16 protein-coding genes and 5 pseudogenes are annotated in these 22,714 nt (G+C 28.9%); 15 read left to right on the top strand and 6 right to left on the bottom strand.

Annotation, left to right across the window (positions count from 1 at the left end; translation table 11 throughout):
• Positions 1-12 precede the first annotated feature (12 nt).
• Genes JJC02_03470 through JJC02_03480 form a run of 3 tightly spaced genes read right to left on the bottom strand, consistent with a single transcriptional unit; the run spans position 13 to position 3,599 of the window.
• Positions 13-996, bottom strand: coding sequence for a hydroxyacid dehydrogenase (locus JJC02_03470; GenBank protein ID UDN55258.1), 984 nt, complete (start codon positions 994-996; stop codon positions 13-15).
• Positions 997-1,010: 14 nt separating this feature from the next.
• Positions 1,011-2,150: an amidohydrolase family protein gene (locus tag JJC02_03475; protein ID UDN55259.1), complete on the bottom strand. Its 1,140-nt coding sequence runs from the start codon at positions 2,148-2,150 to the stop codon at positions 1,011-1,013.
• A 36-nt stretch (positions 2,151-2,186) separates the two neighbouring features.
• Positions 2,187-3,599, bottom strand: a complete 1,413-nt coding sequence (locus JJC02_03480) for a DASS family sodium-coupled anion symporter (protein UDN55260.1) — start codon at positions 3,597-3,599, stop codon at positions 2,187-2,189.
• Between the two features lie 616 nt (positions 3,600-4,215).
• On the opposite strand from JJC02_03480, the pseudogene JJC02_03485 reads away from it, so the two are divergent.
• Positions 4,216-4,386: pseudogene (locus tag JJC02_03485) on the top strand (hypothetical protein).
• 286 nt (positions 4,387-4,672) lie between these two features.
• On the opposite strand, the gene JJC02_03490 reads toward JJC02_03485, so the two are convergent.
• A complete protein-coding gene (locus JJC02_03490) occupies positions 4,673-4,942 on the bottom strand; it encodes a DUF3795 domain-containing protein (protein ID UDN55261.1) in 270 nt (89 codons plus the stop codon).
• A gap of 270 nt (positions 4,943-5,212) precedes the next feature.
• Between JJC02_03490 and JJC02_03495 the strand changes: the two are divergent.
• From JJC02_03495 to JJC02_03520, 6 genes and pseudogenes are all read left to right on the top strand, one after another.
• Positions 5,213-5,458: pseudogene (locus tag JJC02_03495) on the top strand (response regulator).
• Positions 5,459-5,464: 6 nt separating this feature from the next.
• Positions 5,465-6,237 (top strand): annotated as a pseudogene (locus JJC02_03500) (HAMP domain-containing histidine kinase).
• A gap of 1,161 nt (positions 6,238-7,398) precedes the next feature.
• Complete coding sequence (locus JJC02_03505) at positions 7,399-7,788, top strand: BlaI/MecI/CopY family transcriptional regulator (protein ID UDN55262.1); 390 nt, start codon at positions 7,399-7,401, stop codon at positions 7,786-7,788.
• A 457-nt stretch (positions 7,789-8,245) separates the two neighbouring features.
• Positions 8,246-8,713 carry a glyoxalase/bleomycin resistance/dioxygenase family protein gene (locus tag JJC02_03510; protein UDN55263.1) on the top strand — a complete coding sequence of 156 codons (468 nt, stop codon included), beginning with the start codon at positions 8,246-8,248 and terminating at the stop codon, positions 8,711-8,713.
• A 914-nt stretch (positions 8,714-9,627) separates the two neighbouring features.
• A pseudogene (locus tag JJC02_03515) lies at positions 9,628-9,885 on the top strand (DUF5058 family protein).
• A gap of 144 nt (positions 9,886-10,029) precedes the next feature.
• Positions 10,030-10,361: pseudogene (locus tag JJC02_03520) on the top strand (helix-turn-helix transcriptional regulator).
• Here JJC02_03520 and JJC02_03525 read toward each other — a convergent pair.
• On the bottom strand, positions 10,299-11,231 hold the full coding sequence (locus tag JJC02_03525; protein UDN55264.1) for a YafY family transcriptional regulator: 933 nt from the start codon (positions 11,229-11,231) through the stop codon (positions 10,299-10,301). The pseudogene JJC02_03520 and the gene JJC02_03525 sit on opposite strands and share 63 nt — an antisense overlap.
• A gap of 105 nt (positions 11,232-11,336) precedes the next feature.
• On the opposite strand from JJC02_03525, the gene JJC02_03530 reads away from it, so the two are divergent.
• The 8 genes from JJC02_03530 to JJC02_03565 all read left to right on the top strand — a co-directional run bounded on the left by JJC02_03530 (position 11,337) and on the right by JJC02_03565 (position 20,580).
• On the top strand, positions 11,337-11,831 hold the full coding sequence (locus JJC02_03530; protein ID UDN55265.1) for a cysteine hydrolase: 495 nt from the start codon (positions 11,337-11,339) through the stop codon (positions 11,829-11,831).
• Positions 11,832-11,860: 29 nt separating this feature from the next.
• Positions 11,861-12,499: a glutamine amidotransferase gene (locus JJC02_03535; GenBank protein ID UDN55266.1), complete on the top strand. Its 639-nt coding sequence runs from the start codon at positions 11,861-11,863 to the stop codon at positions 12,497-12,499.
• Positions 12,500-12,675: 176 nt separating this feature from the next.
• On the top strand, positions 12,676-13,047 hold the full coding sequence (locus JJC02_03540; protein ID UDN55267.1) for a winged helix-turn-helix domain-containing protein: 372 nt from the start codon (positions 12,676-12,678) through the stop codon (positions 13,045-13,047).
• An 823-nt stretch (positions 13,048-13,870) separates the two neighbouring features.
• Positions 13,871-14,878, top strand: a complete 1,008-nt coding sequence (locus JJC02_03545) for a nuclear transport factor 2 family protein (protein UDN55268.1) — start codon at positions 13,871-13,873, stop codon at positions 14,876-14,878.
• Between the two features lie 35 nt (positions 14,879-14,913).
• Positions 14,914-16,479 (top strand): ester cyclase, encoded by a 1,566-nt coding sequence (locus JJC02_03550; protein UDN55269.1) that lies wholly within the window; start codon positions 14,914-14,916, stop codon positions 16,477-16,479.
• Between the two features lie 139 nt (positions 16,480-16,618).
• Positions 16,619-17,881 (top strand): MFS transporter, encoded by a 1,263-nt coding sequence (locus JJC02_03555; protein UDN55270.1) that lies wholly within the window; start codon positions 16,619-16,621, stop codon positions 17,879-17,881.
• 43 nt (positions 17,882-17,924) lie between these two features.
• Positions 17,925-19,523, top strand: a complete 1,599-nt coding sequence (locus JJC02_03560) for a sodium:solute symporter (protein ID UDN55271.1) — start codon at positions 17,925-17,927, stop codon at positions 19,521-19,523.
• Positions 19,524-19,557: 34 nt separating this feature from the next.
• Positions 19,558-20,580, top strand: a complete 1,023-nt coding sequence (locus JJC02_03565) for a LacI family DNA-binding transcriptional regulator (protein UDN55272.1) — start codon at positions 19,558-19,560, stop codon at positions 20,578-20,580.
• A 222-nt stretch (positions 20,581-20,802) separates the two neighbouring features.
• Here JJC02_03565 and JJC02_03570 read toward each other — a convergent pair whose 3' ends face one another.
• Positions 20,803-22,206, bottom strand: coding sequence for an AAA family ATPase (locus tag JJC02_03570; protein ID UDN55273.1), 1,404 nt, complete (start codon positions 22,204-22,206; stop codon positions 20,803-20,805).
• Positions 22,207-22,714 lie beyond the last annotated feature (508 nt).

Here is a 22,714-nt window from a genome sequence, read left to right on the forward strand (position 1 = left end):
AATAAGTGTTTACTAATCATTGTATATAGTTGCATTATCCCAATCTATTAATTTTACTGGCCAAGTAGGATTTTTACCTTCAAATACCTCATTAACCCCAATTGCAGAGTGTAAAGATGCTCTATTAGTAGCTTCTTTAGTTGCTGCTCCTATATGAGGGGATACCACTACATTATCTAAATACAATATAGGATTTTTTGAGTCTACTGGCTCTTGTTGTAACACATCTAAACCAGCACCTGCTATAACATTATCTCTACATGCTTCATATAAAGCTTGTTCATCTACGACACTTCCTCTAGCTGCATTTATAAAAAATGCTGTTTCTTTCATCATATTAAACTGTTCTTTTCCTATAAAATTTTTAGTAACAGAAGTCGTTGGACAGTGAACAGAAACGAAATCACTTTCTTTGTATATTTTATTTATATCTCTAGTCACTTCTACACCTAGTGGAAAATCTTTAGATGATTTATATGGGTCATATGCAACTACTTTCATATTAAATCCATCCATGCACATCTTAGCAACTCTTGAACCTATGTTTCCGCATCCAATAATTCCTACAGTTTTTCCATCAAGCTCACATTTAGGCGTTCTTAATTTAGCTTTATAGTAGTCATCTATAAAGTTTTTTCTTACTTTTGTATAATTTCTAGAGCAATATAACATATACATTAATGTTACCTCTGCAACAGAAGTACTATTTGCTACTGGACAATACAATACTTGAACACCAAATTCTTTTGCTGCCTCCAAATCGACAGTATCAAATCCTGCACCATGACGCACTATTACTTTTAGATTATCAGCAGCTTCAAATACCTCTCTCGTTATTTTAGATAGCCTAACTATAATTGCATCAATACCTTTTATATCATTTATTATATCTTTAGTCTCCATGCCTGAACCAGTTATTAGTTCATGACCTCTACTTTCTAAGTAATCCCTACCTTCTTGCATTATTTCTTGTGGTAATAATATTTTCCAACCCATTTTTTTCCTCCTAATTAATTTTCATATATGTAATCTGGGGCACAATATACTATAAATCCATCTTTGATGGTCATTTCTGTTTTTAATAATTTATCTGCCTCGAATTTACTACCTTTCCAATCTGTGTAAATTTGTTTAACATCCATGATGTCAAATATTGCTATATCTGCATTTGCACCTTCTGATAAACATCCTATCTGATTTTCCATTTTCATAAGTTTAGCTGGATTTTGTGTTGTCATTTTTACAACATCATATAGACTTATTCCCATACATATGTATCTAGACATAAGGTTTGGAAGAGAGAATATAGGTCTTCTAAACATGCTTTCTAGTACCAAATCTGTACTACAAATATCAGCTATAAATCCCTGTTCTTTTGCTTTTAACATGACTTCAAAATCACCATGTTTTCTACCTTCTCCTGTATCAAATATGATTCCTCTTTCCCTTGCTTTTTTCACACATTCATATAAATTGCCATTTGAGTCGAGGATAGTATTTTTAACACCTTGATATACATGTTCAAATATATCTCCTGGTCTTAATATGTTTAATACTTCCTCTGTAGGAACTGGTAAATTTGTACAATGAACTTCAACAGGACATCCTATTTTTTCAGCTATTTTAATAGTTTCTTTTAATGGCTCTATTCCTAGACCATCTACCAAATTTTCACTTAATCTTATTTTTAGACCTAATATATTATCTTTATTTTCATTGTATATTCGTTCTATTTTTTCATGATTAAAATACTTTGGGTCAATACATTCATGGTAACTAGTAGTTACCAAGCCTGCTGAGCAAACTTGCAAGAAACTTTTTATATTTACTTTACTTCTAGCTATAATTGAAGATTTAAAAAGTTGGTAATTTGCTACCCCTGCAGAACAATCAATTGCACTAGTAACACCAGTTGGAAGGTAGGTACTATCTGGATATATACCAATTTCAGTTCCATCTGCAAACATATGAGCGTGTGCATCAATCAACCCTGGAAAAACAAATTTACCTCTTGCATCTATTGTGTGTTTTGCTTTATCACCATGTTTATATTCAGTTACTTTTCCATTGTATATAGCAATTGTTTTATTTCCATTTACATTATTTTTAGGGTCTATTACATGACCATTTATAATAAGTAAATCTAGCATAGTTATTCATCTCCAATATATAAATTTAATATATACTTACCATAATCCAATTATTTTCCAGTAAGGTAAACCTATTACTAAGAATATTACTAATGCAACCATTACCATGATAGTACCTACTTTCCAGAAATCCTTTTGAGATACATATCCTGATGCAAAGGCTATAAGACCAGCTCCATTTCCATAATGAGTTAATAAAGCCCCATAACTTGCAAAGAATGCTAGTAATAATGTGACTACCATTGGATTTGCTTTGGTAGATAAAACTATTGCAAATAGTACAGGATAAAAAGATGCTACAAATGCACTATTTGATACAAAGAAGTATCTAACTGCCAAACTCACTAACAATAGTACTACTGTAACTAATAATCCATTTACATTTGATAGATTAAGTACTGTACCTAATTTATCAGCTAGCCAATTATAAAAACCTGCATCAGCTAACGAACCAGCAATACCATAAAATGCACCATACCATATAAATACATTCCATGCTCCTTTAGCACCAATAACATCATCCCAATCTAAAATCCCTGCTATAAGAACCAATGCTAAGAATACAAATCCTACTACCTGCATATTTAAGTTTACAAAAGGTATTTTTTCACCAAACATCCATCCAAGAATTGCAAGAATAAAGAATACAACTAATATCTTTTCATGTTTTGTAATAACACCTAATGATTTTAAGTCTTTTCTTATTTGTGGCTTAATATCTGTTAGGTGAGTTAAGCCCGGTTTATATATCTTATATACTATAAGTGGGGCTATTAGTAAGAATAAACCTGCTGGTACAACTGATGCCATAAACCAAGTTCCCCAAGTTAAGTTAACACCTAACATACTAGCTGCTAAAGAAACTGTTATAGCATTGGTTGCCATACCTGTCAAAAATAGTGCCGCTGTACCTTGAGAGACTACATATGTTAATACTGTTAAATATGCTCCTAATTTTTTAGGTTCATCATCAGGTTTAGAACCTGCACCTTCTGCTATATTTCTAAATATAGGGTATATAATAGTTGTTCTAGATGCATTTGAACCTGTAGCTGGGCTAAGTATTAAATCACTTATCATCATTAAGTATCCAAGTCCCAGGGTAGAATCTCCTGCTCTTAGTAGAAGGTTGTACGCCATACGTTTTCCCAGTCCTGTCTTTACAAAAGCTGTACAGACAATCGTTACAACAACTAAAAACCAAGTCATCTTGTCTGAGTATCCATGAAGCAGTATTGATTCATCCATGAACATAAGTGCTACCCCTACGATAATTAAAGTAATTATTGGTTCTTTAAATGGTTTAATAACAAGACCTGCTAGTAAACCTAGATATAAAGCAACAATATCCCAAGTTTCTTTCTTTAATCCTTGTGGTGTAGGCAAACTCCATACAATTATTGGTATAGATGCAACAAGTAAGAATTTCATCAACTGTTTTTTATTCATTTTCTTCTCCTTATTAAATTTTAGATTTATATTAAATTATAAAAGCATGAAATATGCCAACTTTTTGGATTAATAATAATTTTTTTATTTTTTTATGTAATTTATTGCAATTTAAATACGAATCAAATGAATTCAATAAAAATTTATACAAACCTTTTCTTAAAGAGTGTTAGTAGTGATACTTTATTTACCTGTTTTGTATTTCAAAATGAAATATAGTATTTCAAAATAAAATATAATATTTCAATTATTAATAAAGTAATGTAAAGTATATTTCAAATCAAAACTTTAAATTGTATTTAAAATTTAAAATAAAATACTTAATCTAAATTTTATAATACATATTACTTAATCTAAATTTTGTAATACATATCATTGTATAAATAATGAAATCTATCACTATATAATGAAATGTATTACTATATAGATAAGGAAAATAAAAATAATAAAATAGCCACTTAGTGAAACAGCTTGGAAGGTACTTTTTTTAAAAGAGATAGATTACCTCGAAATGAATAGTGATTTTGATAATTTGATACGAAGAATCAAATTCAGAAAAAAAGTGGAGAATTGCAAAAACTCTAGGCGTAGGAAAAGCAACAGAAAATCTTCAATAATGTTGGGGTGTACAACGATTAAATCACTTAAAGATGCAAACCCAGCACAAATGTATGAAAAAGAATGCTTAATGCGTGGACAGCATATAGATAGATGTTAGTTATATGTATACCGATGTGCAGTATATTTTGCATCAACTGAAAATCCAGAACCAGAAAAATTAAAGTGATGGTATTGGAAAGATTAAAAAATCAAAAAAGTTAGGCATAAAAAAGAGTTGAATATCATTTTTAAATAATAAAAACTAATACTCAACTCTTTTTTAGTCGTAAGTTTTATGTAAATCTATCCATATGGTTAAATATACAAGTCAATAGTCGTAAGTTTTATGTAAATCTATCCATATGGTTAAATATACCAGTCAATAAATGCATAAATATACCAATTAACGAATGACTAAATATACTACCTAACAAAGGATTAGATAAATTACTTAACAAAACATTCTAAGATAATTAATTAGAAACTGTTTCTTCAAGCCATTTTCTGCATTGCTCAATATTTATCATAGGGTCAAAACCTTGGTCTTTTCCCTTATTTAAAAGCATATCACAAGGGAAAATATCACATTCCCCACAATGATTAAGTTCCTTACCTTCACAGCAAGTTTTAACCTTACATTCTCCACCCCAAAATGGTTTTTCCATAGTTGGGCAACCAGTGCAATTTACTTGCTCTTTTCTTGTACAACTGTCACAACAGACACCACATCTTGATTCAAACATATTCAAACCCCTTTTATATTATTTAAAAGTATTATAACATAATTTTAGAAGACTTTAAAAGTTTAAATAATTGACTTTGAGTCATCTAAATGTCATACGTAAATAAGTTACATTTCAGATAGTTGAAGTTTACATTACGATAACCTTAAATAGTCTATTGAGACAAATTTGTGAAAATGGGTAATGGATATACTAAAAGAGGGTAATGGTTATGGAGTGAATAAAAGATAAAAAATACTTGTAATTGATGACCACAAGGAATTACTGAAAATGATAGATGAAATCCTAAAAAAAGAGGGGGTTAGTAGAGTATTTTTGGCATCAAATTATGAAGAAGTTGTTAGGATATTTAGAAATATAAAGCCAGATTGTGCAATTTTAGATATTGTATTGCCAGATGGAGATGGTTTTTCTATTATGAGAAAAATTAGAGAAACATCTAAGATACCAGTTACCTTTCTTTCTGCAAGAGGTGAAGATAAGGATAGATTGATTGGTTTGGGCTTAGGGGCTGATGGTTAGGGGATACTGAGTGATATTTCAAAATCTATTAATACTGTGTCTAAAGAATTGCAAATGAAAGATGAAAAGCTTAGGAAGAGAGATGAAGCTATGTCTAACTGGATTGCAGGAATATATCATGATATAAGAACTTGATATAAGAACTCCACTTTCATGATAATTGGATATTTTGGAAAAATTTAAGAAAACAGTAGTTTTTCTAATAGAGAACAAGAGCAAGTGTCTATTATATGCAATCAGGGAGTTAAAATTAGATAATTAGTAAGTGACCTCAATTTAGTGTCTAAACTTGAATATAATATGCAGGCACTGAATTGTAATAAGATTAGAGTTTCTGCGTTTTTGAGAGAGCTTGTTTCTGAATTTATAAATAATAACTTGGATAATGATTTTTATATTGAACTTGATATATTGAATGAAAATATTACTATAGATTTAGATAAAAAATTATTAAAAAGGGCTATTAGTAATTTAATACAAAATAGTATAATTACAACCAACAAGGATGTAATATAAAGGTGATTTCTAAGTCTGATTTAGATTTTTGCTATATAATTGTTGAAGATGATGGAAAAGGCATGAGTCAAGAAAAAATTAATAGTTTATTAAAGGCTCATAATGGTTTGAGTGAGGTATATGCTAAAGGTCAAAATCATGGTCTAGGTCTTCTTATAGTAGCAGGTATTATTAATGCACATAAGGGTAAGTTAGATATTAAAAGTATTGATTGTCAAGGTATAAAAACAACATTAAAATTACCTCGGGCTAAGTAATATTTTATAAGATAATAACAGATAAGAATGAAGAATGAAAATATTTTGAAAATAATTTTATTCTTTATTGACAAAGTAACTCTATTAGAGTAGAATAATAATAAATTCTTTTCTTGTCAAGTTTTATTAAAAAAGAGTAACTTATGCTTCATGCGCTTATAGCTGAGTTACTTATGGTATCAAAATTTTCATAGAAATAATATTTTGGAATTATTGTAAGGTTGTTAAATTTTTTAAATAATTCCGTTTTTTTTATATTTTTTAATTAAATTTAATAATATTCTTGACAAAAAAATTCTACTAAAATAGAATTAAGATATAATGTTTTTTATTTTAAGAAAAATATAATTATATGTTAAAAAATATTTTAATTGTAGAAGGTTCTATATAATTATAATAGATTTTATGTAATTATTATAGGTCTATTTTATTATAATTATTTATTTAGAGCAAGTGTTATTTATCTGAAGCAAGGATTATTTATTTGAAGCAAGTGTAATTTATTTGAAGCAAGGATTATTTATTTGAAGTAAGTGTAATTTATTTGAAGCAAGTGTTATTTATTTAGAGCAAAGAAAATATTTTTAATTGGCGTATTTTGCGTTCAAAAGTTCTACTAAAGTAGAACTTTAATGTAGTATTTTCAGATATATCATGTATATATGTTGAAATATATAAAATATTTATAATAAAATTAATAAAAAAATTTGAACTATATAGGATATAAATAAAAAACTCTAAAATAGCAAAATATAATTATATAGAATTTTTCAACTAAACAAGGCTAAAATTATAATCTTAAAATTACAGTTAACATTATTTTTAAGAGGTATGAAAGTTAAGAAGCAAAAATTAAAGGAAATAAGATTTACTGAAATACAAATGTTTAAAATTAAATAATTTAAAAGAAGGGAGAGCTACTGGACAAGTATCCAAAATAGATAGCTGAGTACAAAATATTTCATAAAATTAAGCAATATAATACAAGAGAATTTTGACATTATTTATATATATTTACTGTGTACAAATAGCTAAATTTAGGATTAAGATTGAAAAATATCTTATAAATCTAAGCTTATATAAATCCGTATAAGATGTATTTAATCGAAAAATTTTATTATGGATATTGCTTGTCTATATTCTGAGTAGCAAGGTTTTATCATGAATATAAAAAAGTTGCCGCAATCAGAATTAAGGATAATGAAATTTATATGGAAATTAGATTCGAAAGTAACATCAAGAGATATTGTTTTAAAAATGGAACAAAAATATCAATGGAAGCAAACAACAACTTTGACTCTTTTATCTAGATTGGTAGTAAAAGGTTTTCTAAATTCTGAAAAGATAGATAAATATACACATTATGAAGTTTTAATTAAAGAAAAGGAATACATAATTGTTGAAACAAGAGATTTCTTTATAAATATTCATGATTCTTCTATAAAAAGTTTATTGTTATCATTACATGAAAATGTTAATTTGAGTAAAGATGATATATTATTTATTGAAGAGTGGATAAAAAATCTAAAAAAAGAGGAGGAAACCGTATAAGTAAATGTATTTTTATATAGTATCAATATAAATTATATGTAAGTATATTTGTATAATGTATTAATCTACTTAAGTAATATAACCACCAATTATAAGTAGATTATAATATTATAATGTAAATCTAAATAAGGTCAAATGTAAACATAAATTAATAATAGATATTCTATTTAATTAAATTTAAAAAGCTACCTTTACTTATCAATTATATAAGTACAATTTAAGGTAGCTTTTTAAATAGAGACAGTGGGATTATACTAGATTTAAAATGGCTTTTTAAATACAAATTATGAAGCTTTAAGGTGGATATCAACATATATTTTACAAATATGTCATAGTGTTTTCATATTTAAACTGATAAAATAAAGAGGCAATAAAAAGTGTTGAAAAAAAGAAGGATTAATAAAAAATATTGATAAAATAGAAAGAAAGGCTTAATAAAAAATTAGGAGGAAAATTTATGAAATATCAGGTTTCATTATTAGCAGTGAATAATGTTGAAGTGTCAAAAAAATTTTACCAAGAATTATTTGAACAAGAAGTTGAGTTGGATTTAGGTAAAAATGTAACATTTAGTGGAGGATTTGCTATACAAGAAGACTTCGCATGGCTTACAGGGATTAATCCAGATACAATTATACAAAAGTCAAATAACATGGAACTTTATTTTGAGGTTGATGATTTTGACGAATTTATTGAAAAACTCAATTCTTATAAAAATGTGGAGTTTGTACATAAGCCACTAAAGCATGAATGGCAACAAAAGGTAGTACGTATTTATGACCCAGATAAGCATATTATTGAGATAGGAGAGTCTATGGAAGTTATAGCTAGAAGATATTTAGATGAGGGATATTCTGTAGAAGAAACTTCTAAAATAATTCAACATCCAATTGAATTTGTAAAGCAGTGTCAAAGTAATAAGTAAAGTTTTCTTTTATTATATAAGTCACATGATGATGTAATTACATTAAGTCACATGATGATGTAATTACATAAAATTGTGTTTAATATGCTCAAGTAGTAATTACTTGAATTAAGATTGATTATAATGTAATGAAGTAAAGAGAATCTATGGGATTAATATTTGATAAGAATGATAAAGTAAATAATAAATAAAATAAACATTATAAAATAGTATTAAAGATAGATGCTAAGAAATAAATATTTAAAAATAAATCTCACAAATAAATTAAAATATATAATACTAATAAAATGACAAAGGTGATAGTTTTTAATAGACTATCACCTTTTTAGTTTTGGATACTGTAAATTAACTTGTACTTTTAAAAATAATCTCTACTTTAATAGCAACAATTATTTATTTACTATAAATGTAGTTTTATCCACATGAATTTACTTCATTTATAGGTTTAAAGATAAATTATCTAAATAGTGCCTAAATACAACTACATTTTGACTAAAAGTAGATTTTTAAGAAAAAACAATGATATTTAGATGAAAATTGAAAACAAGAAATGACCTTATTTTATATAAGTAGAACCGTAAACAACACTAGAAAATATAAATTATGAAAATAATAATATTTTTATAAAATAATAAAGTTTTTTTGATTAAAAGTTTTATATTAAAATGTCAAAATGAAGAAACTCTTTATAAATTAATTATGCAAGAAAAAGAATATATTAGAATTTTATAATATTGATTAACTATCAATATATTATCTAAATCTTAATATTTTTAGTGAGACTTTAAGACAGATAATGTCCTATTAAAGATACTATATCTTAGATAAAATAAATTAAAACAAAAATAGGATAAGATTAAAAAAGAAAGTAAATCATGAAACATCAAAAAATTTATTTTAAGGAGGAATAAAGTATGAAGTTTCAAGAAATGATTAATAGTCTTGGTCTTTGGATTGTTTCTAGTTTTTTAGTAATTATTTCAGTTGTTCAAGCAATCGTATTTATGAAGGCAGCGTTAAAAGAGGCTTCAAATCTTGGTATTGAAAGAAAAGGAATTAAAGCAGCAATTCGCTCAGCTAGTGTTACAGCAATTGGACCTTCTCTATCTCCTGTTATTACATTATTATCACTTGTAGCTGTGATTGGTACTCCTACGACTTGGATGAGGCTTGAAATCCCACCAGCATTCCAACTTCAAAATAAATATCATCATGGACACAGGCAAACTCCGATATAATATCGAAAAGTTCATTATCCTTTCTGTCATCACCCATATACAGTTAAATTAACCGTATACGAGTAAAGGAGATTTCATATGACGTATTCAGAAGCCGTTATAAAACGATTGACAGAGCTATGTGAGGAAAGAAAAATCACAATCAATAAACTTGCCACTTTATCTGGTATCACGCAATCTACAGTAGAGAACTTGATGAAAGGACAAAGAATCCAAAGCTGAAAACACTTCACAAACTTGCAATAGCGTTGGATATGACTGTTTCTGAATTGCTGGATTTTCCAGAAATGAACGAATCGGCATTTGATGATGATTGTCATAAAATGCGTCCATTATGTAGTCGAATATTAGAGTTCATATATGGAAGCTATATCATATATTCTATGCTTCATTTTTGTACGAATATGTAACGGCTCTAAACACTCACATTTGTCTCCAAAACTCAAAAGAATATCATAGTGATATTCGTTCTCTACGAAAGGAAAACTGACAATGTAATGCTCATCACCATCTGGAGAAAAGTTTTCATAAGAACAATAATCAAGCACTCTATCCATAATAGAGTTATGAATACGAATTTTAATTACTGTCTGTATAGTTTTCAAAATATTCGCAAATTCTAATTGCGGTTTTTGATAATCTCGTGGTATAAATGTTTCCTCTTGTATTTGTAGGTTTGATATACGAGATAGTCTAAATAAACGAAAATCATTTCTTTTGTGGCAATACCCATACAAATACCAATGACTACTTTTCAATATAAGCTGATATGGCTCGACTGTTCGTGCGGTCTTATTTCCATGGTGGGCTATATATTCAAAGGTCAATAGATTGCTTTCCTGCAAAGCTACTTTGATAATTTCTAAATATGGCTGTATGTTGCTGTTACCCATCCACTTACTTAAATCAATACAAATTTGATTAACTTTTAGTTCAATTTCTTTTGCTCTGTCAGTAGGTATAAAACTTTTGACTTTCGCAAGAGCATTTATTAGTTCCTCACCTCGTATCATGTTGGAAAGACTGGAAAGTCCCATCAGAATAGCAGAAAGGTCAGCAGTTGAAAAAACTTTTCTATCAATTTTGTAATTTGGCATAATTTCAAATCCACCGCCTACTCCCGATGTTGAACGAATAGGAATACCTGCTAAGTCGATAGCGTCTATGTCACGGTAAATTGTACGTAGTGAAACTTCAAACATATCTGCTAACTCTTGTGCGCTAATACGCTCTTTATCAAGGAGAACCAAAACAATGCTCATAAGCCTATCAACTTTCATTTGGTTACCACCTTTCAAATTTTATTTTTTTTATTATATATTATTGCCATAATGGTGTCAACTATTGTGTGATATACTGAAAAAGTAGAGAAAGGAGGTTATAATATGCAGAAAAAAGCCTTAGTAATCATTGATATTCAAAACGATATGACAAAGAATTACAAGGAAATAATTGGTAATATAAACAATTCCATAGATTGGGCAGTTAGAAATGACGTTCACGTTGTTTACATTAGGCATTATAATTTATCAGCTGGAACGAGAACTTTTAAACCTAATACACATGGGTCTGAATTGGCTTCAGATTTGAATATAGTGTCGAATAATGTTTTTACGAAATCCAAAGGTAATGTATTAACTAGTGAAGAGTTTACAGACTTTGTAAATAAAAATGGAATATGTGAATTCTACATAGCTGGAGGAGACGCTGTTGCTTGCATTAAATCAAGCACATATAATTTAGCAAAAGCAAATTATAAAGTTAATGTTTTATCAGATTGTATTACTAGCTATGACAAAAAGAAAATAAATGAAATGCTTCATTATTATGAAAGCAAAGGATGTAAACTAATTAGTTTATGTAGTTTGTTAAATTCATAAGTAGAAAATAATAGAAATGGAGGAAATATATGTTTACAATCTATGTTTACGTTCTTGATACTTTAGCGGATTGGGAACTAGGATATGTTATTTCAGAGCTTAATTCTGGTAGGTTTTTTAAAAAGGACGCACAGCGTGTATCGCTCAAAACAGTTAGTTATTCTAAAGAGCCAATCAATACAATGGGTGGACTGACAATAGTACCTAATTGCTTAATTGATGATATTGTTGTGAGTGAAACAAGTGTCTTGCTCTTGCCCGGCGCAGATACATGGAACGACCCAAAACATGGCGCTATTATTGAAAAAGCAAGCGAATTTCTTTCTTTAGGTGCTACGGTTTGTGCAATTTGTGGAGCTACTGCTGCTCTAGCCAACTTTGGACTATTGGATAAGCGTCCACATACAAGTAATGGTGCAGGCTTCCTTGAAATGGTTTCTTCTTGTTACAAAGGACAAAATTTTTATATAGACAAGCCGTCTGTAGCGGATAATAATCTTATTACTGCAAGTTCCACTGGAGCTTTATTGTGGGCGAAACAAATTATTGAGCGTTTAGATGTCTTTCAATCAAACACACTGGAATATTGGTATGAATATTTCAGTACAGGTGAGCCAAAATATTTCTTTGCTCTCATGCAAAGTTTGCCATCTAGCGATAAATGTTAGTCAATTCATTTTGCAAAAATGAGGTATAGAGTATTCTATCAGATTATTTATTAGTATGACGCTTTTACTGCTACTTACTTTGAACCTTATGTAAAACAATAAACACTATACATTCAGTTTAGTGAGGATGATATTATGAGAAACTACTAATCGTTTCATTCAATGATATTGAGGATATGATTTTTCAACAAACTGTTAAATGGCTTTCTGATAAATTGTCTTGTGTTCCTTTTACTTTTAAGAAATACAATTATGATTTTGCCATATATCCATTTACCCGTACTTTTACAAACAATGCAGGACAAGAGGTATATTTGACTGCAAAAGAATTTGACCTCTTGTACTTCATTTTTTTACATAAGGGGCAGGTATTTACAAAAGAACAGTTATACGGGAATGTATGGGAATATAACAACGCCTCAGAGGGAAGCAATCTCACATCATTTATACGGAAGTTAAGAAAGAAAGTAGAGCCATTCCCAGACAATCAGCAGTATATAGTGACAGTCTGGGGTGTGGGCTACAAATTTAGAGAAGAAAAACCGTAGATTATGTATCACTAATTAGTGAGTTACATATAATCTACGGTTTTTGCTTTTATCATATATTTTCTATGTGCTTAATCATATCGTCATATCAAAGCTCTTTCGTGTGTGGTAAATTAGTAGTAAATTCAACTCTCAAAATCCAAGGTAATGATGACAAACCTAGTGTTTAAGTGATAATAAGCATTTCTATTTTAAATTTAACAGAAATTTATAAAGCTTAACTAAATGTTAGAATAATTTACATAAATGTTAGAAAAATACTATCATATAAGTAAGGACTTTTTTCAATAAATCATACATGATAAAAAATTGTTAACTAGGTTATCCTCTTGAATGGTAGTGAAATAGTCTATATTGAGGATTTATTTATACTATTTTTAGAAAGATATGAAGCTGTAGGTAGATTTGTTTTTTAAAGAATAGAACTTTTTAATTTTATTATCATTTTAAATGAATCACGCTCTAAAATTTAAAATAATTTTAGGTTTATTTTGTTATATATTTATATAATATTTAGGGGTTGATAAAGTTTCAAGTTGAGGTTTGATAATTTGAGGTAATGGTTTATTGATTTGCAGTAGTCATTTAGTATATTTTAATTTATTTATAGAATTATATTAATTTAAGTAGATATAAGTAACAAATTATATTTTTATGATAACATTTTCTTTACAAATTTTTAGGTATATGTTAATATTTAGAAAAATGCATATGTATTCATAAAAAACGTTTAAAATGAGTAAAGAGGTGTTAAAAAAGAAATCGTATGCAGTTAAAATGAGAAAGTTAAATTATAACTTAAATAAATATGGAGGGTATAAATATGAGAAAATATCAAGATTCAAAAAAAGTTGTAAGAAACTACTTTGAAGCATTAGAAAATGCCAATGGAGATGGAATTAAAAATGTTTTAAAACAACACATGAAATCAGATTATAATTGGAAAGGTGTATATCCATTTCGTGAGCAAGAAGGAATTGAAAATGTAGCAGACGTATTTTGGAAGCCTTTAAAAAATTCATTGAGTAATATGCAAAGACGACAAGATATTTTTATTGCAGGAACTAATGAGATTGACAATAGCGAGTGGGTAATGAGTATGGGACACTTTATGGGACTTTTTGATAATGATTGGCTTGGTATTAAACATACTCGCAAAATGATTAGTTTAAGATATGCAGAATTTAATTGTGTTCAGGATGGAAAAATTTCTAAAACTGGATTATTTGTAGATATAATCGGATTTATGATTCAAGCAGGAGTAAATCCATTACCTCCACAAACTGGTTCATATTTTGTATATCCAGGTCCAGTTGACCATAATGGATTACTTTTTGAAGATGCAGATGAAATTGAAGGAGTAAAAACTTTGGAATTAGTGAATAAAATGGTAGATGATTTGTCTAAATTAAATGAAAGTGGTTCTATGGGATGCCCTCCAAAAGTACTTGAGAAATCATGGGCTAAAGATATGATTTGGTATGGTCCAGGAGGAATTGGTGCTTCTTATACTATACCTAGATACCAAGAGCAACACCAACTACCATTTAGAAATAATTTGAAAGGAAAGACCTTCAATGGACATGTATGCAGATTTGCAGAAGGGAACTTTGCTTGTTTCTTTGGGTGGCCTAATCTGACTAATATACCGTGTGGAGGTTTTTTAGGATTGCCAGGTGGTGAGATTAAAGCAGATATGCAGGTTGTTGATGTTTATTATCGCAAAGGGGATAAGCTTCAAGAAAACTGGGTACTAATTGATATTCCTTATTGGCTGAAACAACAAGGTCTTGATATTCTTGAGAGAACTAAAAGTATTTTTAATGCCTAATTATGCATACGTATTCTAAAAAGGAGGGATATAAAGTGATATCTAGTGATAAAAGTGATGAGATAGTAAAAGAGCAAGAAAAAGAAAATTCTATAAGTGAGCTTGAATCAGACAAAGTTAAGGAAAAACATAAATTTAAAGTAAATCAAACTAATTTTAATAATATAGATAAAAATCAAATTACTGATAATGAAACTACTAATAATAGAACTACTAATAATGAAACTACTAATAATGAAATTACTAAAAATCAAATTATTGATAATGAAACTACTAATAATAGAACTACTAATAATGAAATTACTAAAAATCAAATTACTGATAATGAAACTACTAATAATAGAACTACTAATAATGAAATTACTAAAAATCAAATTACTAATAATGAAATTACTAATAATGAAATTACTGATAATAAAACAGGCATACATAAAACTGATGAAGATAAATCTAATATAAATATTACTACTGAAAAAAATGAAAAGGACTTATTTAAGGGGGAATATAATATGGACTCTACAAAAATTTACTATGGAGATTCACTAGAAGTAACACCTGTTGGAGTGATGGATTACAATGATTTTTCAAAACAGACAAAAAGGGAGCAAGAAATACCAGGATTTGATTCTAAGTATAGAGACTTTGTAGATTATATTATGAAAATAACACATAATATTTGGGAAGAAAAAGGTATAGGGGCTATTTATGATACATATCACAACAATGTTACAATGCACTGTGGTTCTTCTAATTTAGTTGGTATTAAAGACGTTATTTCCAATACTCTTCAAACACTACATGCGTTTCCGGATAGAAGATTAATTGGTCAAAATGTAATATGGTCTAACTTTGGTGCTGATGGTTTTTTATCTTCTCATCGTGTTTTGTCTACAGCAACTAATCTAGGTGATAGTAATTTTGGACCAGCAACAGGTCGAAAAATAAACTTTAGAACTGTAATTGATTGTGCTACAACGAACAATAGAATTCATGAAGAGTGGTTAGTTAGAGATAATCTATGGATTGTTACTCAATTAGGATTAAACCCTCAAGAAGTAGCAAAAGACATGGCAAAAGCAAGTGCATCTAAAGTACTTAGTTTGCAATCAACCTATGGTATCTGTGAATCTATGGACGGTCAATTTATGCCAGCTAAGTACCAAGCAAAAGATGATTCTGTTGGTGAAATGATGCTTGAGATGACAAGTCGTATTTATAATTATAAATATATAAATGAAGTTAAAAAATACTATCATGATAATGCAGTAGTCCATTTTATATGCGATAAAGATTTAAATGGATATGATGAGATACAGGGTATGATTGTAAGTTTCCTTGCCTCAATTCCAAATGGAAGTTATGAAGTAGAGAGAGTAACCTGTAATCAAAGGGAAAAAAATGAAGGATATGATGTATCTGTAAGATGGAGATTACGTGGAATAAATGAAGGGATAGGTTTTTTTGGACAGCCTTCTGGAAAGCATGTGGAGGTAATGGGAATCAATCATTATCATGTATTACAAGGTAAGGTAAAGGAAGAATGGATAACTTTTGATGGTATGGATGTTTTAAAGCAAATGTATATGGGTGTAGAAGAGTAGGATTATTTGGAGTATAAATGGTTTTGAAATCTATATAATGAGTATTCTTTTTATAAAATTTAAGCAATGTATATAAAAAATAGGGGGAAATTTTTAGAAAGATTATGATTAACATTAAAAAGGGGGATTTATAAAGAATATGAAAACAACAGTTGAGATAGAAAATGATATTATATTAGGAAGGGGTTATTCAAACTTAAAAAGAGGAATTGCATTTTTTTCAATTGCTTTAATATACTTTTTTTATTGCTACAACTTTATGGTAGGTACATTTATTAAACCAACAATGATTTATGCTCTAACAGAGGGTGGATTTGGTTTTTCATTAAAACAAACAGAAGAAATATTTGCTGTTATGTCTTTTGGAACAATTCCAGGTACGTTTATTTTTGGAGTGATTTCTACAAAAATTGGAAAAAAGAGGACTTTGATTAGTGTTGCTTTATTAATTGGATTGACAACATTTATACCAATGTTGTCTCCTACAAATATTATGTTATGGAAAATTGCACGTTTGTGTACAGGAGTAGTACTAGGTGGTGTATTTGGAACAGCTATGCCTTTGGTTGCAGATATGTTTCCTAGTAAATATCGTGGTAAGTTAGCTGCTATATTAACTGCCTTATTTTCGTTAGCTATGATTTTTGGTGGAAAAGTGTATGGAGTTTTGGGTGATGCAAATTGGCAAATATTGATGTATACCGCGATTGTACCACCTATAGTTGGAGCTATCTTGGCGTTTTTCTTTGTCCCAGATGATTTGGAGTATACAAAAGAATTAGTTAAAAAAGGAAAAGAAACTGGTGAAAAAATTAGCTATATAAGTATGTACAAGGGAAAGTATTTATGGATTGGGCTGGGAACAATTCTTTTATCTGGTGCTAATTTTACAGCATATTCAGCATTTTCAAATAATGCAACTACATACTTAGTAACAGGAATAGGAATGACATCAGTAGTAGCTGGTTCTATATATAGTTTACAAGGAATTGGTCAATTAGTAGGATATTTATTCTGGGGCTATATAGCAGATAAATTTGGGAGAAAAGTACCTTTTATAGGGATGGCATTAGCAGCAGTATTTGTTTTTATATATACAAAATTAGGGGGAGACAATATAACAACATTCTACATGATATCAGTATTGTTAGGTCTTGCTGTTGGATATTCTGGGGCATGGGGAGCATATTATACAGAACTGTTTCCAAGTAAATATCGCTCGTTGTCATCTGGGATGTCGTTTAATGGAGGAAGAATTATATCTACATTTGCAATACCTGCTATAGCTGGGACAGCTTCTAATACTTTAGGTATGATAACTATTTTTTATATATCAATAGCAGTATTTGTAGCAGGTGCTATTGTATGGTTATTCTTACCAGAAACATTAAATAAGAAGTAATAAAATACTGAAAATTCTTTTTTTACTTAGAAAGGGGTGGCTTATGATTTCATTAATTGATGTATATATTATAGTAGGATATTTGCTGTTAATGTTAGTTATTGGTTATTATTCAGGAAAAGATAATAAAAATCAAGAAGATTATTTCTTAGCAGGTAGGTCAATGCCATGGATTCCAATTGCTTTATCAGTTGCAGCTACTATGATTAGTGCAAATAGCTTTATAGGTGGTCCTGGATGGGCATATATGGATGGAATGTATCCAGTAATGGTCAATATTACAGTACCTTTAGCAATATTTTTTGCACTGAGCATTACCACCCCAGTTATTTATAGATTAAAGATAACATCCGTATATGAATATATGGGATTTCGTTTGGGGAATTATTCAAGAGGATTAACTATTATTCAATTTTTTATTAATTCATTGATTCAAGCGAGTTCTATGGTATATATACCAGTGCTTATTATTCAGATGGTTACTGGTTGGTCGCTTTATATTTTAGTTCCAATCGTTGTACTTGTATCAATTATATATACATTATTAGGGGGAATTAAAGCGGTTATATGGACTGATAGTATTCAAATGCTAGTAGTAATAAGTGCTGTATTTATAGTAATTATTGTAGCCTTAGAGGGAATGAATCTTAGCTTCTTTGATACATTGCAAATTGCACGACAGAGTGGTAAATTAAATACATTTGATTTTAGCACAGATATATCAGTTACAAATACTTTTTGGGCTACTTTAATTGGTGGAACTATAATGTGGATAAGATATTTCTGCTTTGACCAAGCTCAAGTACAAAGAGTCTTAACATCTAAATCTTTAAACAGTGCAAAAAATTCTTTTGTAGTTAGTGCATTTGTTATGAATCTAGTTTATTACCTTATGTTATTGGTAGGAGTGATTTTATTCGTTTTCTATGATGGAAGAGTATTTGAAACTTCAAATGAAATAATGATTACTTTTATTTTGAATGAACTTCCAGTGGGAGCAATTGGAATTATTATTGCAGGTGTGTTTGCAGCAGCAATGTCTAGTATTGACTCTATATTAAACAGTATGACAACTGTTTTTACAAAAGATATTTATGAGTTTTATTTTAAAAAAGATGATAAAGAATCATCATTAAAAGTGACAATGATTATAACAATGGTTATAGGTGTTGTTATGACTGGTTTAATTATTATGGGATTTGGGGGAAGCATTAAGTCGATTCTTGACCTTGTTGGTAACTATATTTCATATTTTTCTGGACCAGCTACAGGTGCATTTATATTAGCAATGTTTACATATAAAGCGCATGATAAAGGAGTATCTATTGGCTTTATTGTGGGATTAGTTTTAGGATTTTTTATTTCTAATAAATATAACGTGAGTTGGTTGTGGAATCCAGCAATAGGTGCTACAATAACATTGATATTTGGATATATTTTTAGTATCATCTTAAAAAACAATAACAATGTAGAGGATATTAAAAAATATACTGTATTTGGTATGAGAAGAGACCTTATTTCTAAAGGAATAGATAAAGTAGATGGAGTGTCTATACTACCATTTTCTTTAGGTAAGCAAGAATTAATTGTGTTGGCTTTTTTCATCATCCAATATATTATCTTATTTTTAATACAATTTTAAGAAGAAATACTAGATGTTTAAGGAGAAATACTAAATGAATCAAAAGAAAGTTCATTATAATAAATCGGCTACATCAAAAGATGTTGCGAGACTTGCAGGAGTATCTCAATCATCTGTTTCAAGAGCATTTGGTAGTGCAAATGGAAAGGGTGTAAAACCTGAGGTAAGAGAAAAAATTTTTCGTATAGCAAATGAAATAGGATATGTTCCTAATTTAGTTGCAAGAGGAATGATTAGTGGCAAAACAAATGTTATAGGATTGATAGTCGGTGATAATCTAGGTCCATTTTATAACAGGATTATCAACTTATTTGTAGAAAAAATTCAAGAGATAGGTAAACAATGTCTTGTTTTTAAGGTTCCTAGACAAGAAAGAATAGATAATATAATTTCAAGAGTAATTCAGTTTCAAGTGGAAGCTGTGATTATTACAGCTTCAGCTATGAATAAGGTAATGGCTGAGACATGTGAAGAAAATAATATTCCTGTGATTCTTTTTAATCGTTTTATACCGGGCATAAAAATAAGTACAGTCTATGTAGACCCAATTGAAGGCGGAGGAATGGCTGCTGAATATCTGCTTGACAAGGGGCATAAAAATATAGGATACATTCAATTTACCAGAGAAACAAGTGAGGAAATGGAAAAGAAAATTGGATTTTATTCTAAGTTAAGACAAAATGGAATTCATAATCTTAAAGAAGAGTCTGCAAACTATGACTATGATTCTGGATATGAAGCAGGGAAAAGAATGTTAGCATTACAAAGTCCACCAACAGCGATTTTTTGCACAAGTGACTTGATAGCTATTGGTGTAATGGATGTTGCAAGATTTGAGTATAAATTAAGGATACCAGAAGATTTATCAGTTATAGGGTATGATGATATTCAGATGGCTTCATGGAAAAGTTATAATTTAACAACAATTAGACAGCCACTAGATTTATTAATTGAAAAAACAATTAACATACTTAAAGACTTATTAAATGAAGAAAATCCTGAATCAGTAGTTGAAATGCTAAAGCCTGAATTGATTGAAAGAGGTTCTACGATTTAATTGATAGATAGCTAAAGATATGTTAATAATAATTTTTATAAAGAAATCTTAGTAAGTAAAAGAATAGGATTTTTATAATTACTATTGGTTAACATTGGTTGATGATAAATTTTAATGTATTTATGTAGGGGTAATATTTATATTAACAGATAAAATTAAAAGATGAGTCTTAAATTTGATAAGACTCATCTTTTTAAATTTGCATTAGTTTTTAAATTTGCATTAGTTTACGGCTTCTTTTCCTATTAAATCTTTTAACTCTTCATGAGTCATAGTTTCTTTTTCAAATAAGAACTTAGAAACAGAATGTAAATCTTCAAGATTATCCTTTAACATCTCTAAAGTCTCTTTATAACAAACTTCAACTATACGATTTGCTTCCTTTTGAACCTTATCACATAAGAAAGTCTTATCATTTCCATCAATAGTCATAAATCCTAAGTTGCTCATACCATATTCACAAACCATTTGGTTAGCTATTTCAGTGACTTTCTTCAAGTCATCTTTTGCACCAGTAGATTTGTGGTTAAATATTAATTCTTCTGAAGCCTTTCCAGCAAGTAATATTTTTATTTTTCCAACCAATTCGTCCTTAGTATAAATATATCTATCCTCATCAGGTAGTTGAAGAACATAACCTAATGCTTGTCCTCTAGGAACTATAGATATTTTTTGTATAGGACAAATTCCTACTATATCACTTACAAGAGCATGCCCAGCCTCATGATACGCTACTATTTTTTTCTCTTTTTCAACTAGTGCAGAGTTTTTGGATTCTAATCCTGCAATAACTCTTTCAAGTGCTTTGTCAAAGTGTTCTGATGTAATACATTCACTGTCATCTCTAACTGCAAATATAGCTGCTTCATTTGCTATATTTGAAAGATGAGCTCCATTGAAACCATGAGTTTTTTTAGCTAAAAGTTCTAGATTTACAGATTTGTCTATAGGCTTATCATCTGTATGTACCTTTAGAATTTCAAATCTAGTGTGATAATTTGGTGCACCTATATGAATGTGTCTGTCAAATCTTCCTGGTCTAAGTAAAGCTTCATCTAATAAGTCAAGTCTATTGGTAGCACCTATTATTAATACATTGGAATCTTTATTAAATCCATCCATTTCAACTAAAAGTTGGTTTAGTGTTTGGTCTTTTTCATTGTTACTTTCAAGATGTCTTTTTGCACCTACAGCATCTATTTCGTCTATAAATATTATGCTTGGAGCTTCTTTCCTAGCTTTTTCAAATAAAGTTCTAACTCTTTTTGCTCCTACACCTACATATTTTTCAACGAATTCTGAACCTGTAACATTGAAAAATGATGAGTTTGTTTCACCAGCTACAGCAGATGCAAGTAAAGTTTTCCCTGTTCCCGGAGGACCATAAAATAATACTCCTTTAGGTATCTTTGCACCCATTTTTTGATATTTTTGTGGTGACTTCATAAAATCAACTATTTCAAATAGTTCTTCTTTTACTTCGTCTAATCCAGCAACGTCTCTAAATGTAGTCTTTGGTTTTGTAGAAAGTGAATCATCTGTTTGATTGTCTCTTTCCATTTTTGTCTGTGCAAAGACAGGAGCTGGATTGTTGATTTTCTTAAAAAAGTTGTTTAGCATTTTCATATTCACACCTCAGGTAATTAATTATTGTTAATCAATTTTATATTTTCCATATTTACTATTTTTTATTATTTATTTTTCATGGAAAAAATATACATGTTATCTAAATAAAAATAAATTTGTTATATGTATGAAAAAGTGAATTTATGTATATATAGAGATTGATTTTATATATTGAATAAAAAGTGATAAATATAGATAATATTGAGTAAAATGTGATAAAACTAAATAAAATGAAAATGATAAAAAATGTTATATTGTATACATTTAAGGTATATTAAGTATAATGTTATGTATAATATTCAGATATAAAAGGTTTTAGGATATAAATTTAAAAATTAATATCAAAATGAGTAGCATAGGCATATAATTAGTAGTAGGAGAAAGTAATTAAATTTTTCCTAAACTAAAAAAATAGTTGCAAATAATTTGATTAAGTGATATAGTAGATAGGGTAAGAATAAAACAAAGAAGAAGTCCGCTTCTCACCTTACGACGAAGGTTAGTAAGG

Source organism: Clostridioides sp. ES-S-0054-01 (assembly GCA_021561035.1).
GTDB lineage: Bacteria > Bacillota > Clostridia > Peptostreptococcales > Peptostreptococcaceae > Clostridioides.

What these genes read in the sequence shown, in the direction of transcription:
- JJC02_03510 (UDN55263.1), top strand. Translation starts at nt 8,246, where the DNA reads ATGAAATATCAGGTTTCATTATTAGCAGTGAATAATGTTGAAGTGTCA.
- JJC02_03570 (UDN55273.1), bottom strand. Translation starts at nt 22,206, where the DNA reads ATGAAAATGCTAAACAACTTTTTTAAGAAAATCAACAATCCAGCTCCT.
- JJC02_03540 (UDN55267.1), top strand. Translation starts at nt 12,676, where the DNA reads ATGATTTTTCAACAAACTGTTAAATGGCTTTCTGATAAATTGTCTTGT.
- JJC02_03490 (UDN55261.1), bottom strand. Translation starts at nt 4,942, where the DNA reads ATGTTTGAATCAAGATGTGGTGTCTGTTGTGACAGTTGTACAAGAAAA.
- JJC02_03505 (UDN55262.1), top strand. Translation starts at nt 7,399, where the DNA reads ATGAATATAAAAAAGTTGCCGCAATCAGAATTAAGGATAATGAAATTT.
- JJC02_03535 (UDN55266.1), top strand. Translation starts at nt 11,861, where the DNA reads ATGTTTACAATCTATGTTTACGTTCTTGATACTTTAGCGGATTGGGAA.
- JJC02_03525 (UDN55264.1), bottom strand. Translation starts at nt 11,231, where the DNA reads ATGAAAGTTGATAGGCTTATGAGCATTGTTTTGGTTCTCCTTGATAAA.
- JJC02_03480 (UDN55260.1), bottom strand. Translation starts at nt 3,599, where the DNA reads ATGAATAAAAAACAGTTGATGAAATTCTTACTTGTTGCATCTATACCA.
- JJC02_03555 (UDN55270.1), top strand. Translation starts at nt 16,619, where the DNA reads ATGAAAACAACAGTTGAGATAGAAAATGATATTATATTAGGAAGGGGT.
- JJC02_03565 (UDN55272.1), top strand. Translation starts at nt 19,558, where the DNA reads ATGAATCAAAAGAAAGTTCATTATAATAAATCGGCTACATCAAAAGAT.
- JJC02_03545 (UDN55268.1), top strand. Translation starts at nt 13,871, where the DNA reads ATGAGAAAATATCAAGATTCAAAAAAAGTTGTAAGAAACTACTTTGAA.
- JJC02_03560 (UDN55271.1), top strand. Translation starts at nt 17,925, where the DNA reads ATGATTTCATTAATTGATGTATATATTATAGTAGGATATTTGCTGTTA.
- JJC02_03530 (UDN55265.1), top strand. Translation starts at nt 11,337, where the DNA reads ATGCAGAAAAAAGCCTTAGTAATCATTGATATTCAAAACGATATGACA.
- JJC02_03470 (UDN55258.1), bottom strand. Translation starts at nt 996, where the DNA reads ATGGGTTGGAAAATATTATTACCACAAGAAATAATGCAAGAAGGTAGG.
- JJC02_03475 (UDN55259.1), bottom strand. Translation starts at nt 2,150, where the DNA reads ATGCTAGATTTACTTATTATAAATGGTCATGTAATAGACCCTAAAAAT.